Genomic DNA, 14,708 nt, shown 5'->3' on the forward strand with positions numbered 1-14,708 from the left:
GTGTCTCCGCCTTCGATGAAATCCTGTCGGGCCTTATCCAGGGCTCGGAGGGCTCCGCGCCGAGCGAAACAGGGTGAAACAAAGGAAGGCCATAATGGCATTGTACGAGCATGTGCTGCTCGCGCGGCAGGATGTCAGCGCGCAGCAAGTCGAAGCTCTTGTCGAACAGTTCAAGGGCATCATCGAGGCGAATGGCGGCTCGGTCACCAAGACCGAGTACTGGGGCGTGAAGTCGCTCGGGTATCGCATCCGCAAGAACCGCAAGGCTCATTACTCGCTGCTGAACATCGACGCTCCCTCCGCCGCCGTGCTGGAGATGGAGCGCCAGATGCGCATCAACGAAGACGTCCTGCGCTTCCTGACGATCCGCGTCGAGGAGCTCGAGGAAGGCCAGTCGGCCATGCTGCAGAAGCGCGATCGTGACGACCGCGGCGAGCGCGGCGGTGACCGCTTCGAGCGTGGTGGCGACCGTTTCGATCGCGGCCCGCGCCGTGACCGTCCGCGTCGCGAAGACGAGACCACCGAAACCACCGGCACGGAGGCCTAAGCCATGTCGACCGCTTCCGCCGGCGCCCGCCGCCCCTTCTTCCGCCGCCGCAAGTCCTGCCCGTTCTCGGGCGAAGGCGCTCCGAAGATCGACTACAAGGATGTGCGCCTGCTTTCGCGCTACATCTCCGAGCGCGGCAAGATCGTGCCGTCGCGTATCACGGCCGTTTCGGCCAAGAAGCAGCGTGAGCTCGCCCAGGCGATCAAGCGCGCCCGCTTCCTGGGCCTGCTGCCCTACGTCATCCGCTAAGCGGATTGCGACCCACCGCCAGTGCCTGGCACCGGCGGTGGCCGAACCCCTAGTCGCCCAGCGGTGAAATCCCGCCGGGTATGTTGAGGCGAGATGCCTCTCACCCTGCCATTTCGAGCAGCGGGACAGCAGGACGAAGAATGCTTCCGATCGTCGGCATCGGTGCGGGCCTTGTCTCGGCCCTTCTTTTCGCAGTGGTGATCACCGGATCGCCGCTGGCTATTCTGCTGTATTCTGCAGCCCCTCTTCCGATCTTCATCGCGGCACTCGGCTGGAATCATCGCGCCGGGCTTGTTGCGACCGCAGCCGGCGCGATCGCCGGCATGGTCGCGCTCAGCTTTGCCGCCGGGCTGAATTATGCGCTGATCGTCGCGCTGCCAGCCTGGTGGATTGCCTACCTCGCGTTGCTTGCCCGTCATGACGGCACGGGCGGTGCCGAGTGGTATCCGCTCGGTCATCTTCTGGTCTGGATCGCCGCAATAGCCGCGCTGACAACCGTTGGCAGCGCTCTCGTGATGACCACGGACTACGACACCTATCGCACGGTGATCGCACGCGTCATCGAGAACCTGCTCTCCGAGATGGTGCGCAGCCGCCTCATCGCCTTGCCAGCAGATGTGAAGGTTTCCGAGCTTGCGCTGACGCTCGCGCCCGCGGTCCCCGTCGGGATCGGCGCGTCCTTCGTCACGACGATCGTCGCCAATCTCTGGCTTGCGGCCAAGGCAGTGCAGGTCTCCGGCCGGCTGCCGCGCCCGTGGCCTTTCATTCCGGCAACGACGGTTCCCCGCCAGGCGCTGATCCTGCTTGGCCTGGCAATGGCGATAGGCACGCTCGGCGGTTTCATCGGCGTCGCCGGAGCTGCGATGACCGGCGCACTCCTCGCTGCCTTCATGTTCAGCGGGCTGGCCACCATCCACGATCTGACGCGCGGCAAAGCCTGGCGCGGGCCGGCGCTGATCTCGGTCTATCTCGCGCTCGTCATCATGCAGGCCCTGCTGACGCCGCTGCTGTCGCTTGCCGGCATCGTCGATTCTCTGCTGGGGCGCCGAAAGGCCCCACCCACCGTTCCACCCATGCCTAACGCCTGACATCAAACACAAGAAGGAGAAGACCAATGGAAGTGATCCTGCTCGAACGCGTCGCCAAGCTCGGCCAGATGGGCGAAGTCGTCCGCGTGCGTGACGGCTTCGGCCGTAATTTCCTGCTGCCCCGCGGCAAGGCGCTGCGCGCCACCGAAGAGAACAGGAAGCGCTTCGAGACGCAGCGCGCCCAGCTCGAGACCCGCAATCTCGAGCTCAAGAAGGAGGCCGATTCGGTCGCCGAGACGCTGAACGGCCACTCGGTCGTGATGCTGCGTCAGTCGGGCGAGTCCGGCGTGCTCTACGGTTCGGTCTCGACCCGCGACATCGCCGAGGCCCTGACCGCGGACGGCTTCAGCGTCGACCGTAGCCAGATCACCCTGAACGCGCCGATCAAGACGCTCGGTCTGCACACCGTTCCGGTCGTGCTGCATCCTGAGGTTTCGGTCACCGTCACCATCAACATCGCCCGTTCCGCTGAAGAGGCCGAGCGCCAGGTCCGCGGTGAGAACGTCACGGCTCGCGAGGAGTTCGATCTCGACGATCTCGGTCTCGAGGTCGGCGCGGCACTGGCCGAGGCCGGCGACAACGACGATCGCTGAGACGACCTCGTCTAACCATGAGTCAAGGGCGCCGTGGCAACACGGCGCCCTTTTCGTTGGAAGGGTGTGAAGATCGGGAGGAAGCCGCATTGCCTGCTGGCATCGGGCGTCAGGGTGCTAGAGTACAGTTTATCCGACTCATCTCAGCCGAGCTTGCCCGCAGATCATGGCCACTGCCACCGCCCTCGTTGCCCGTCTCGACAGTCAAGAGGCGGAGTATCGCGTCCAGCCCCATAATATCGAGGCTGAGCAGGCGCTGCTGGGTGCAATCCTGGTCAATAACGACGCGTTCTACCGCGTCTCGGACTTCCTGCTGCAGGACCATTTCTTCGAGCCGATCCACCAGCGCATCTTCGAGTTGACCGCGAGTTTGATCCGAGCGGGCAAGATCGCGACGCCGATCACGTTGAAGACATTTCTCGCCGAGATCGATCTTGGCGGCATCACGGCCTCGCAATATCTCGCGCGCCTCGCGGCCGAGGCCACGACCATCATCAACGCGCAGGATTACGGGCGCACGATCTACGAACTCGCCATCCGGCGCCTGCTCATTGGCGTCGGTGAGGATCTGGTCAACGTCGCCTATGACGCACCGGTCGAGATGGCGCCTCGCGAGCAGATCGAGGAAGCCGAGCGTCGGCTCTATGAACTGGCCGAGAAGGGCCGCTACGAGGGCGGGTTCCAGAAATTCGATGGCGCGCTTCGCCTCGCGATCGACATGGCGGCGAGCGCCTACCAGCGCGCCGGCGGTCTCTCAGGCATCTCGTCCGGCCTCCGCGATCTCGACGCGCGCATGGGCGGCCTGCAGCGCTCGGACCTGATCGTGCTTGCCGGTCGCCCGGCCATGGGCAAGACCTCGCTTGCGACCAATATCGCGTTCAACATCGCCAAGGCCTGGCGCGGCGAGCGACAGGATGACGGTTCGCTCAAATCCGTCGACGGCGGTATCGTCGCCTTCTTCTCACTCGAAATGTCGGCCGACCAGCTCGCGACCCGTATCGTCGCCGAACAATCGGGCATCTCGTCATACAAGATCAGGCAGGGCCGCATCTCCGAAGGCGATTTCGCGCGGCTGGCCGATGTCGCAAACCAGATCGAGAAACTGCCGCTCTATATCGACCAGACCGGTGGCCTCTCGATCGCCCAGCTGATGGCGCGCGCGCGACGGCTGAAGCGCCAGAAGGGGCTCGATGCTCTCTTCATCGACTACCTCCAGCTGCTCTCGGGCTCGGCCAAGAAGGGCGAGAACCGCGTGCAGGAACTGACCGAGATCACGACCAGCCTGAAGGCGCTGGCCAAGGAACTCTCGGTACCGATCATCGCGCTCTCGCAGCTCTCGCGCCAGGTCGAGAACCGCGACGACAAGCGGCCCCAGCTCTCGGACCTGCGCGAATCGGGCTCGATCGAGCAGGACGCTGACGTCGTGATGTTCGTCTATCGCGAGGAATATTACCTCAAGGGCAAGGAACCGCGTGCCGGCACGCCGGAACATGCGACCTGGCTCAACGAGATGGAGGTGGCCCATGGTCTCGCCGAGTTGATCATCGGCAAACAGCGTCACGGCCCGACCGGCACCATCGCCCTGCAGTTCGATGCCGACGTCACACGCTTCTCCGACCGCGCCGAAGAAGCCCATTTGCCGGAACAGATATGACCGCCTTCGATACCCCGGATGCCGGCATGGCCGGCGCGACACTGACGATCGATCTCGGGGCGCTGGTAGCGAATTGGCGTGCGCTCGGACAGCGTGCCCGCGGGGCCGAGACCAGCGCCGTGGTCAAGGCCGACGCCTATGGCATCGGCATCGAGCCAGCGGTCACAGCTCTCGCCAAGGCCGGCTGCCGGACGTTCTTCGTCGCCCATCTGTCCGAGGGCGTTCGGGCACGAGCCGTGGCTCCCGACGCGGCGATCTATGTGCTGAACGGCCTCTTGCCGGAAACCTGCGGCCACTTTGCCCAGCACGGCCTGTCACCGGTGCTCGGTTCGCATGAAGAACTGCTCGAATGGGCCGCTTTCCGCCAGGGCGGAGCCGCGGTCAGGTCGGCGGCCCTGCATGTCGACACCGCGATGAACCGGCTCGGGCTCTGGGCCGGCGAAGGCTTGAACCTCGCGCGTGAGCGCTCAGGCACGATCACGGCCGCAGGCATCGGCCTTGTGATGTCGCATTTCGCCTCATCCGAGGATGAGGCCGATCCAGCCAACGCGCGACAGGCCGCAGCCTTCGCCGATATTGCAGCCGCCTTCCCCGGCATTCCCGCCTCGCTGAAGAACTCTTCGGGTCATTTCCTCAAGGATGTCCCGTCCTATCAGCTCACCCGGCCGGGCTACGCACTCTATGGCGGCAACCCGACGCCGAACCAGCCGAACCCGATGCAGCCTGTCATCGGGCTGGAGGCTCGCATTCTCCAACTGCGCGAGGTCAAGGCCGGCACGCAAGTGGGCTATAACGGCCGCTGGACCGCACCGGGGCCGCGCAAGCTCGCCACGATCTGCCTCGGCTATGCTGATGGCTACCCGCGCAATGCGAGCTGGACGGATAGCAGCACCGGCGGTTCGGCGATCGTTGGCGGCGTTACCTGCCCGTTCGTCGGCACGGTTTCGATGGACCTGATCATCATCGATGTCACGGATGCGCCTGCCGCTGCCGCCGTGCGGGGCGCGCCGGTGACGCTGATCGGCGGGCCGCTCGACATCGAGACGGTGGGCGCTGGAGCCAAGACCATCGGCTACGAGATCCTGACCGGGCTGGGCGGGCGCTATGCGCGCCGCTATGTCGGGCTCTAGTGCCGAATGGCGAAACGCGGTCCAACCTATACCTGCCAAGCCTGCGGCGCGGTCTATCATCGCTGGCAGGGCAAATGCGACGCCTGCGGCACATGGTCGTCGCTCAGCGAGGAAGCGCAGGCTGCGCCGGTGCCGGGCGGACGCGGCTCGTCGAACGGCCGCGCGCGGGGCCGTGTCTTTGCGCTCGAGACGCTCAAAGGCGAGACACAGGATGCTCCCCGCATTGTCGCCGGCATCGGTGAGCTCGACCGCGTCACCGGTGGCGGTTTCGTGCCCGGCTCTGTGCTGTTGATCGGCGGCGATCCCGGCATCGGCAAATCGACCCTGCTGATGCAGGCTTGTGCGGCGCTCGCCAATGGCGGCCATCGCGTCGTCTATGTCTCGGGCGAAGAATCGACCGGGCAGGTCCGCCTGCGGGCCGAACGCATGGGCCTCGCCGATGCGCCGGTCGACCTCGCTGCAGAAACCAATGTCGAGGACATCGTCGCCACCCTCAATCAGGGTCAGCGTCCGGCCCTCGTCGTGATCGATTCGATCCAGACCATGTGGTCGGGCGAGGTTGAAAGCGCGCCGGGCACAGTGACGCAGGTACGAGGCTCGGCCCAGGCATTGATCCGCTATGCCAAGACCAGCGGCGCCTGCCTGATCCTCGTAGGCCATGTCACCAAGGACGGTCAGATCGCCGGGCCGCGTGTGGTCGAGCATATGGTCGACGCCGTTCTCTCCTTCGAGGGCGAAGGCGCACATGCCTTCCGCGTCCTGCGCGGGCAGAAGAACCGCTTCGGAGCAACTGACGAGATCGGCGTCTTCGAGATGACCGGCAAGGGATTGTCGGAAGTCACTAATCCATCGGCCCTTTTCCTGGCGGGCCGGGATCAGGCCGCCCCTGGGGCCGCGGTCTTCGCCGGAGTTGAGGGCACGCGGCCGGTGCTGGTCGAGATCCAGGCGCTGGTCTCGCCGACCTCACTTGGCACGCCGCGGCGCGCTGTCGTCGGCTGGGAAAACAGCCGTCTCGCGATGGTGCTTGCCGTGCTCGAAACCCATGGCGGCCTAAGGCTCGGCCAGCATGATGTCTATCTCAACGTAGCCGGCGGCCTGCGGGTCAACGAGCCGGCCGCGGATCTGGCGGTTGCCGCCTCGCTGATCTCCTCGCTGACCGGAGCGATTCTGCCGGCCGAAGGCGTTTATTTTGGCGAGATCGCACTGTCGGGGGCGATTCGTCCGGTTTCCGTCACGGCTGCCCGCTTGCGCGAGGCTGCCAAGCTCGGCTTCGAGGCTGCACTCTTTCCCGCAGGTGGAGCAGATTTCGGCGATGGCAGCGGGCTGGGACTGCGCCGTTTCGGGCATGTCGCGGAGCTCGTCGCCGATATCGCGGCTCGCGCTCCTCGCAGGGATGTGAAATGAACCGCCCCCAAGGGTGACGGAACCCCTTCGAACGCGTATAGCAAAATCGTTGCGGCCAGCCCATTTCTTGCGGGCCACCCCTAGATGCTAGAGAAGCGGCTTCCTACATGCCTGTCACAATCCTCGATCTCGTCGTCATCGGCGTGGTTCTGATCTCGGCGTTGCTGGCCGCTGTGCGCGGGCTGACACGAGAAGTGTTGGCTATCGCGTCCTGGGCGACGGCAGCTGTGGTGGCTTGGGTGTTTCATCCCCAGCTCCTGCCGCTGGCGCAGCAACATATCCCGAACCAGACCATCGCGTTGGTCGCCGTGATCGCGGCCCTGTTCCTGGTAACCTTGATCATCGTGTCGCTCGTGACTGCCCGGATTTCCGATTTCGTCCTCGACTCGCGTATCGGCGCGCTCGACCGGACGCTCGGCTTTGTCTTCGGCGCCGCCCGCGGGCTGCTGCTGGCGGTGATCGGTTACGTGTTCTTCACCGCGCTGATGGGCGACAAGAATCTCCCGACCTGGGCAAAGGACGCCAAGGCCAAGCCGATCCTCGAAGAGACCGGCCGCTCGCTTTTGACGATGCTGCCGCAGGACATCAATTCTGACTTCGTCAAGAAGCTGCTGAAGCCCAAGACCGGCGAAGAGCCTGCCGAGGCGCCGGCCGAGGAGCCGCGCCCACCGGCGAGCCCGACCACTGACCCGCAGCGCCGCACTGAAGTGCCGAACGCCAACGACCGCCAGGCGCTACAGCGTGCGATCGAAGGCACCCGCCCCGGAACGCCTGCCCAAACTCGTCCGTAATTGGAGCGTAACGCAGCCGTGTTACAGCGTATGGAGCCCGTAATGACGTCTCACCCCGAGACCCACGACGCCTTCGATCCCTATGCCGACCGGCTGCGCGAGGAATGCGGCGTCTTCGGCATCTTCGGTCATGCCGATGCCGCCGCGCTGACCGCGCTCGGCCTGCATGCTCTCCAGCATCGTGGCCAGGAAGCGGCTGGTATCGTGACCTTCGACGGCAGGCGCTTCCATTCGGAGCGGCGTCTCGGCCTTGTCGGCGATGCGTTTTCGGAAGCCTCGGTCATCGACAAGCTCCAGGGCGCGCAGGCGATCGGTCATGTGCGCTATTCGACGACGGGGGAAACGATCCTCCGAAACGTCCAGCCGCTCTTCGCCGAGCTGCATGGCGGCGGCTTTGCCGTTGCGCATAACGGCAACCTCACCAACGGCCTGACGCTGCGCCGCAACCTTGTCCGTGACGGTGCGATCTATCAGTCGACCTCCGATACGGAGGTGCTGCTCCATCTTGTCGCCCGCAGCCGCAAGACCCGCTTCATCGATCGTTTTGTCGATGCCATCCGCCAGATCGAGGGCGCTTATGCCTTCGTCGGCATCACCAACAAGAAGTTGATTGGCGCTCGCGATCCGTTGGGCATCCGCCCGCTCGTGCTCGGCGAGCTCGACGGGGCACCGATCCTGACCTCCGAGACCTGTGCGCTCGACATCATCGGCGCCAAGTTCGTCCGTGAGGTCGAGAACGGCGAAGTCGTCGTCATCTCCGAGGACGGCATCGAGAGCCACAAGCCCTTCCCGCCGGTTGCGGAACGCCCCTGCATCTTCGAGTATATCTACTTCGCCCGGCCGGACTCGATCGTGAAGGGCCAGAGCATCTATGAACGTCGCAAGCGCATGGGCGCGCAGCTGGCCTCGGAAGCGCCGGCAAATGCCGATGTGATCGTGCCCGTACCGGATTCGGGCGTGCCGGCGGCGCTGGGCTTTGCCCAGGCAAGCGGCGTTCCCTTCGAGCTCGGCATTATCCGCAACCATTATGTCGGGCGCACCTTCATCGAGCCGACCCAGAAGGTCCGCGAACTCGGCGTGCGGCTGAAGCATTCGGCCAACCGCAGCGTGGTCGAGGGCAAGAGTATCGTTCTGGTCGACGACTCGATCGTGCGCGGTACGACCTCGTTCAAGATCGTCAAGATGATGCGCGAGGCTGGAGCGCGCGAGGTGCATTTCCGCATCTCGTCGCCGCCGATCACCCATCCCGACTACTACGGCATCGACACGCCCGACCGCGAGAAGCTGCTGGCGGCAACGCATACCCTTGAGGAGATGCGCCAGTTCGTCGGCGCGGATTCGCTCGCCTTTCTCTCGGTCGACGGTCTTTACCGCGCCATGGGGCATGAACGGCGCGATCCCGCCCGGCCGCAATTCACCGACCATTGCTTCACCGGCGACTACCCGACCTCGCTGACCGACGTCATCGGCGAGAGCGCCAAGCAGGAATTGTCCCTCCTGGCCGAAGCCGGCTGATCACAAGAGTCTATGATGACCAAGCCTCTCGCAGGGCGCGTCGCGCTCGTCACTGGCGCGTCGCGCGGTATTGGCCGCGCCGCAGCCCTCGCCTTCGCCAATGCCGGCGCCCATGTCGTTGCTCTGGCGCGAACCTCGGGCGCGCTTGAAGAACTCGATGATGAGATTCAGGGCATTGGCGGCAGTGCGACGCTGGTTCCTGTCGACCTCGGCGATGCGGCTGCGATCGAGAAGCTTGGCCCCGCTCTGCTGCAGCGCTGGGGCAAACTCGACATCCTGCTCGCCAATGCCGGCATCCTCGGCCCCCTGACCCCGCTCACCCATGCCTCGCCGAAGGAATGGGCCAAGGTGTTCGAAACCAATGTCACGGCCAACTGGCGCCTGATCAAATCGGTCGAACCGGCCCTGCAGGCCTCGGATTCGGGCCGGGTCATCGTGATGTCGTCAGGTGCGGCGCATAAGTGCCTGGCCTATTGGGGCCCGTACTCGATCTCGAAGGCGGCCGTCGAGGCCATGGCGCGCACCTATGCGGCCGAGACCGTAACGACCCCGCTCAAGGTGATGATCGTCAACCCCGGCCCCCTGCGCACCCGCATGCGGGAAGAAGCGATGCCGGGCGAGGATCCGCTGACGCTGAAGACCCCGGAAGACCTCGCTCCGCATCTCGTACGCCTGGCCTCGCCCGATTGGGCCGAGACCGGCAAGATTTTCGATTTTCCGCAGGGCAAGGTACTGAGCCCGCAAATGCCGGCCTAAATTGGCGCGCGTCATGGAGGGCGCAAAGTGGCGATCCCTCTCTTTAGGCAGCATCGGATTTTCCCCGAGAGGTGGATTCCACTTTTCGGTCTGATGCCCTGCTCGAGAGCAATCAGGCTCCCGCGCGCGGCGCCGCACGCGCCAGCGTAATCAGATCGGGGATGGTGAGGTTTGGCAGCGCCGCCATCTCGTCGAGCGTAAACCAGCGTATCTCGACATGCTCGTCGCAGAGGTTGACCGCGTCCCCGCCCGCCCACGCATGCACGACGTAGATGTGGTGCAGCGCCTCGCCATTGCGCTCCGGAAAGCGCTCCGGCTCCGACAGCACCAGCTGATAGCGTGTCGGGACAAGGCCAACTTCCTCACGGCATTCGCGCAGAAGTGCTTCCTGGAGGCCTTCACCCGGTTCGACCCGGCCACCAATCGCATCCCAGTGATCGGCCCATGCGCGCTTCCAGGATGCCCTCAGGCCGAGCAGAACCTTGTTTTCCGGGCTGACGAACAGGGCGCTGACCGTCTCGAGCATCCGCCCCTCCATCTGGCCTACTCCGCGCGCAGCCAGCGGAACAATGCGGCGTCGTCTCCGCTCTCCAGAGCAGTCGCGACACGTCGACCGACCGCGGCGCCAAATTTGTAGCCATGCCCCGAACATGCGGAGACCGCGAGCGCCTTGCCAATCCGGCGCGCGAAGAATGTGCCATCCTCGGTGAAGGTATAGGCGCAGGTCGCGGTACGCTTGACGCGATACTCATCGAGCCGAGCGAGCGGCGGGGCAAAATAGTCGCGGATCTGCTCGCCCTCCCCGGGACGAGGCTCGCGCTCCTCGTCGGGCTCTCTCGGGCGGCGATGGATTCCTGCGCCCAACTTCAGTTCGGTCCCGTCCACCGGCGGCAGGATATAACCGTGTCTGTCGCCACCGACGCTGACCATGGCAGGCGCACGCTGCCAGGCGTCACGGAGATCCCTGGGCGGATCGAGATAGACGACCGCAGTGCGGTAGGTCTTCAGCGCATCGCCGAGTTCCGGGAACAGGCGCAGCACCCAGGCCCCAGCCGTCACGACGACCTGGTCGGCAGCAATCCGCGTCCCATCGTCAAGGATGACGACGCCGGCATCCGCCTCCACGGCCGAGACGCGGGCATTGGCCTGAATAGCGACGCCGCGTTCCGCCAGAAGTCGGAGCAGATCCGCAGCAATCCGTGCCGGAAAGAGAGCGCCGCCGTCGGCACTGAAATAGGCGTAGCGGAGGCTTGCCGCATCGAGAAAGGGCCAGCGCGTCGCAGCCGCGGCAGGCGCGTGCAGCGTATAAGGCTGTGACGTCCGGTCGAGCCCGTCGCGATACTGCTCGCCCTCGTCGCCCTCCTGCAGCGAGACGCCGAGAACGCCGCAACTGGCGAGGTGGGACCGGCCGAGATCAGCCCACATCTCGTCCCATGCCGCGAAGGCCTCCGGGATGGTGCGGGCATAGCCATCGGCACTACCATAGGCGCGACGGATGATGCGATGCTGGTCGCCCGAGGCGGCGTAGGGATTGGGAATCACCGGCGCCTGCTCGAGCAGCGTTACCTCATCGCCACGTCCGCTGAGTGCCCAGGCCGTCGCAAGACCGCCAATGCCCGCACCGACGACGGTGACCTTCACTTGCGCTTGTTTCGATCGTAGGGATTGTCACCGCCGCGCGTATGCAGGCGGATCGGTGTGCCCGGCAGCTCGAATGCCTCGCGCAGATTGTTGACGAGATAGCGCGTATAGGACACCGGCAAATGGTCGAGCTGGTTGCCGAACAGCGCGAAAGTCGGCGGGCGCGCTTTTGCCTGCGTCATATAGCGGATCTTGATGCGGCGTCCGGCGACGGCCGGAGGCGGGTGAGCCGAGAGCACGCCTTCGAGCCAGCGGTTGATCCGCGCCGTGGAGACGCGGCGATTCCAGACGTCATAGCTGGCGAAGACAGCCTGCATCAGCCGGTCGATACCCTCGCCCGCCAGGCCTGACAGCGGAACGATCTGCACGCCGCGCACCTGCGCCAGCAAATGGTTCGCCTTCTCCTTGAGCTCGGCCAGCAGGCCTTGCTTGTCGGCAACGAGATCCCACTTGTTCAGCCCGATGACGACCGACCGGCCTTCGCGCTCGGTCAGATCGACCAGCGTCAGGTCCTGTTTCTCGAAGGGAATGGTCGAATCGAGCAGGACGACGACGACTTCGGCGAACCGAATGGCCCGAAGCGCATCGGCGACCGAGAGCTTTTCGAGCTTCTCCTCGATGCGGGCGCGCTTGCGCATGCCCGCCGTGTCGAAGAGCTTGACCGGGCGGCTGCGCCACTCCCAGTCAACCGAGATGGTGTCTCGGGTGATCCCGGCTTCCGGCCCCGTGAGCAGCCGGTCTTCGCCAATCATCCGGTTGACCAGCGTCGACTTGCCGGCATTGGGGCGGCCGATAATGGTGACGCGCAGCGGCTTGTTGGGGTCGCTGTCTTCATCGAGATCCGCGGCGGGAGCTTCGGCCCAGGCTTGATCGTCCTCGTCTTCGTCTGGCTCGTCGGCAATGAATGGCACGAGCGCTTCGAGCAGATCCGCGGTGCCTTCGCCATGTTCGGCCGAGAACGGAACGGGGTCGCCGAGCCCGAGCGCATAGGCCTCGAATGTGCCGTCCTTGCCCTTGTTCCCTTCCGCCTTGTTGGCGAGCAGGATCACAGGCTTTCCAGAACGGCGCACCAGATCCGCGAAGGGTTGGTCCATCGGCGTCAGGCCAAGCCGCGCATCGATCATGAAAAGGATCACGTCGGCCTGGGCGATCGCGGTCTCGGTCTGAGCGCGCATGCGGCCCGCAAGGGAGTCCTTGTCGGCCTCCTCGAGTCCGGCGGTATCGATGATGCGGAAGCGCAGATGGCCGAGTGAGGCATCACCTTCGCGCCGGTCGCGGGTCACGCCCGGCCGGTCATCGACCAGAGCGAGCTTCTTGCCCACGAGCCGGTTGAAGAGCGTCGATTTGCCGACATTCGGCCGGCCGATGATGGCGACGGTCGCGGTCATGGTGTTCAAATTCGTCCTGTTACGCGCCGGGATCGGCGCGTCGGGTCAATTCTTGGTCTCGACGGCGCCGCCGCGCACCAGCGCAAGATAGAGATCGGTACGCTGGCGCAGCACCTGCGGCGATTGCGGATCGGTCACGATGGCATCGAACCAGCGGCCGGCATCCTCGAACAGATTGGCCTTGAGGGCGGCAATGCCGAGAAACTCACGGGCCGAATGGCGCCAGACGCCCTGCGTAGACGCGAGCGGCTCAAGCGCGGCACGGGTCTCGGTATAGGGCGCAAGATCGACGCGCAACATCCCGGCACGAAGCCGGGCAAGATCGCGATAGAGCTGATCGAGAGAGCTGTCATTCGCCAGTGCGTCGAAGGCCGTTGCGCCCGCGGCAGCGTCGCGCTTGCCGGTTTCGGCAGCCAGGCGGAACCGCGCGATCTGGCGGTATCCCGCCGGCGCGTTGGCCGCGAGGTCAACGAGGATCGACTCCGCCTCGGCGCCGCGATTGTCGCGCGAAGCCCTCAGCGCCTCTTCCAGCCGCGCACCCACGGCCTGCGAAGCCTGCTGCTCGCGATACAGCCAGACCTGCCAGGCTGCGACGGCCACGACAGCAGCCACGGCCAAGCCGATCAGCAGGTTGCCATATTTCTTCCAGAGCGCCGCCGCCTTGTCGCGCCGGACCTCCTCGTCGATCTCACGAAAAATATCGGCCATAGGGTGTCACAATCCTCTTCACCCTGCCGGGTAGCATTTTCGCTGGCCGATTGCGAGCCGGATCAAGCGTGGCGTGGCGTGGTGGGTTCAGCCCTGAACAGCAAACTGCCGTCACCATAGGAATAGAACCGATATTTCTCCGCGATCGCATGGGCATAGGCCTGTTTCATGAGGTCGAGCCCGCAGAAAGCCGAGACCAGCATGAACAGTGTCGAGCGCGGCAGGTGAAAGTTCGTCATCAGGATATCGACGGCCCGGAAGCGATAGCCTGGTGTGATGAAGATGGCCGTATCACCGGAGAATGGCGCGACGACCCCGTTCTCGCCGGTAGCGCTCTCGAGCAGCCGCAGGGCCGTGGTCCCAACGGCAACGATGCGGCCTCCCCTTGCCTTGACCTGGTTCAGCGCTGCTGCGGTCTCAGTGCTCACGCTACCCCATTCGGCATGCATGCGGTGTTCGCGCGTATCCTCGGCCTTGACCGGGAGGAACGTGCCCGCGCCGACATGAAGCGTCACGAAATGGCGGGAAACGCCGTGCGCGTCGAGGGCTGCAAACAGCTCCGGCGTGAAGTGGAGACCGGCAGTCGGGGCGGCCACGGCTCCATCCATACGGGCGTGAACCGTCTGATAGTCGTGGGCATCGGCCTGATCGGTCGGCCGCTTGCCCGCGATATAGGGCGGGAGTGGCAACTCACCCAGCCGCGCGATCGCTTCATCGAGCACCGGACCAGACCAGGCAAAGCGCAACTCGACCTCGCCGCCCTCGCCCTTTCCGACGACCTCGGCATGCAGCGCGCCGAGCTCGCACGCATTCGATGCCGCATCCGAGCCGAACACGACCGTCTCGCCGAGAGCGAGCTTCTTGGCCGGCCTGGCAAACGCGAGCCATCGGTCGGATGCTTCGCGCTTGTGCAGCATGATCTCGACGCGCGCCGAGGCCTCTCCCCTGACGCGCCGGCCATAGAGCCGGGACGGGATCACGCGCGTATCGTTGAGGACGAGCGCGTCGCCGGGTTGAAGCAGGCTGGCAAGTTCGCGAACGCCACGATCCTCGAATGGTTCGGCTGAATCCGGCCGCACCACGAGCATCCGCGCAGCATCACGTGGGCTGACGGGCCTCAGCGCGATACGCTCTTCCGGCAGGTCGAAGTCGAAAAGTTCGACATCCACGATCGAATCCGCCTCACAAAACTGCGAACCAAAACAAGATGAGCCCCCATCCGTCGGGACGCGCCTGCGGCGCTG

At 65.1% G+C, this 14,708-nt stretch carries 15 protein-coding genes; 10 read left to right on the forward strand and 5 right to left on the reverse strand.

The features are described 5' to 3' along the window. Window positions 1-94: 94 nt before the first annotated feature. The 10 genes from rpsF (at window position 95) to AB4118_RS22605 (ending at window position 9,727) form a co-directional block, all read left to right on the forward strand. Entirely contained in the window at window positions 95-547 is a 453-nt protein-coding gene (rpsF, locus tag AB4118_RS22560) for a 30S ribosomal protein S6 (RefSeq protein ID WP_113518472.1), read from the forward strand. Between the two features lie 3 nt (window positions 548-550). Then, window positions 551-796 carry a 30S ribosomal protein S18 gene (gene rpsR / locus AB4118_RS22565; RefSeq protein ID WP_038367644.1) on the forward strand — a complete coding sequence of 82 codons (246 nt, stop codon included), beginning with the start codon at window positions 551-553 and terminating at the stop codon, window positions 794-796. A 140-nt stretch (window positions 797-936) separates the two neighbouring features. Further along, entirely contained in the window at window positions 937-1,884 is a 948-nt protein-coding gene (locus AB4118_RS22570) for a DUF2232 domain-containing protein (RefSeq protein WP_441491851.1), read from the forward strand. Window positions 1,885-1,910: 26 nt separating this feature from the next. After that, window positions 1,911-2,477 carry a 50S ribosomal protein L9 gene (gene rplI / locus AB4118_RS22575; protein ID WP_441491852.1) on the forward strand — a complete coding sequence of 189 codons (567 nt, stop codon included), beginning with the start codon at window positions 1,911-1,913 and terminating at the stop codon, window positions 2,475-2,477. 166 nt (window positions 2,478-2,643) lie between these two features. Next, window positions 2,644-4,131, forward strand: coding sequence for a replicative DNA helicase (locus AB4118_RS22580; protein ID WP_069880684.1), 1,488 nt, complete (start codon window positions 2,644-2,646; stop codon window positions 4,129-4,131). After that, complete coding sequence (alr, locus tag AB4118_RS22585) at window positions 4,128-5,261, forward strand: alanine racemase (RefSeq protein ID WP_441491853.1); 1,134 nt, start codon at window positions 4,128-4,130, stop codon at window positions 5,259-5,261. Before AB4118_RS22580 ends, alr begins: the two co-directional genes overlap by 4 nt. Window positions 5,262-5,267: 6 nt before the next feature. Further along, window positions 5,268-6,665 (forward strand): DNA repair protein RadA, encoded by a 1,398-nt coding sequence (radA, locus tag AB4118_RS22590; protein WP_441491854.1) that lies wholly within the window; start codon window positions 5,268-5,270, stop codon window positions 6,663-6,665. Between the two features lie 107 nt (window positions 6,666-6,772). Continuing rightward, window positions 6,773-7,456: a CvpA family protein gene (locus tag AB4118_RS22595; protein WP_441491855.1), complete on the forward strand. Its 684-nt coding sequence runs from the start codon at window positions 6,773-6,775 to the stop codon at window positions 7,454-7,456. 42 nt (window positions 7,457-7,498) lie between these two features. Continuing rightward, window positions 7,499-8,971 (forward strand): amidophosphoribosyltransferase, encoded by a 1,473-nt coding sequence (gene purF / locus AB4118_RS22600; protein ID WP_441491856.1) that lies wholly within the window; start codon window positions 7,499-7,501, stop codon window positions 8,969-8,971. A 12-nt stretch (window positions 8,972-8,983) separates the two neighbouring features. After that, the gene (locus AB4118_RS22605) at window positions 8,984-9,727 is read left to right on the forward strand and encodes an SDR family NAD(P)-dependent oxidoreductase (protein ID WP_441491857.1); all 744 of its coding nucleotides are present in this window, start codon (window positions 8,984-8,986) and stop codon (window positions 9,725-9,727) included. A 112-nt stretch (window positions 9,728-9,839) separates the two neighbouring features. Here AB4118_RS22605 and AB4118_RS22610 read toward each other — a convergent pair whose 3' ends face one another. The 5 genes from AB4118_RS22610 to queA form a co-directional block, all read right to left on the reverse strand. Next, on the reverse strand, window positions 9,840-10,253 hold the full coding sequence (locus AB4118_RS22610; RefSeq protein ID WP_441491858.1) for an NUDIX hydrolase: 414 nt from the start codon (window positions 10,251-10,253) through the stop codon (window positions 9,840-9,842). 17 nt (window positions 10,254-10,270) lie between these two features. Then, a complete protein-coding gene (locus AB4118_RS22615; protein WP_441491859.1) occupies window positions 10,271-11,368 on the reverse strand; it encodes an NAD(P)/FAD-dependent oxidoreductase in 1,098 nt (365 codons plus the stop codon). After that, a complete protein-coding gene (gene der / locus AB4118_RS22620) occupies window positions 11,365-12,756 on the reverse strand; it encodes a ribosome biogenesis GTPase Der (protein WP_441491860.1) in 1,392 nt (463 codons plus the stop codon). The genes AB4118_RS22615 and der overlap by 4 nt, the downstream gene beginning before the upstream one ends. A 45-nt stretch (window positions 12,757-12,801) precedes the next feature. Beyond that, complete coding sequence (locus tag AB4118_RS22625; protein ID WP_441491861.1) at window positions 12,802-13,464, reverse strand: tetratricopeptide repeat protein; 663 nt, start codon at window positions 13,462-13,464, stop codon at window positions 12,802-12,804. A gap of 62 nt (window positions 13,465-13,526) precedes the next feature. Beyond that, complete coding sequence (gene queA / locus AB4118_RS22630) at window positions 13,527-14,633, reverse strand: tRNA preQ1(34) S-adenosylmethionine ribosyltransferase-isomerase QueA (RefSeq protein WP_441491862.1); 1,107 nt, start codon at window positions 14,631-14,633, stop codon at window positions 13,527-13,529. Between the last annotated feature and the right edge of the window lie 75 nt (window positions 14,634-14,708).

This window comes from Allobosea sp. 2RAB26 (assembly GCF_052115465.1).
Taxonomy (GTDB): Bacteria; Pseudomonadota; Alphaproteobacteria; order Rhizobiales; family Beijerinckiaceae; genus Allobosea.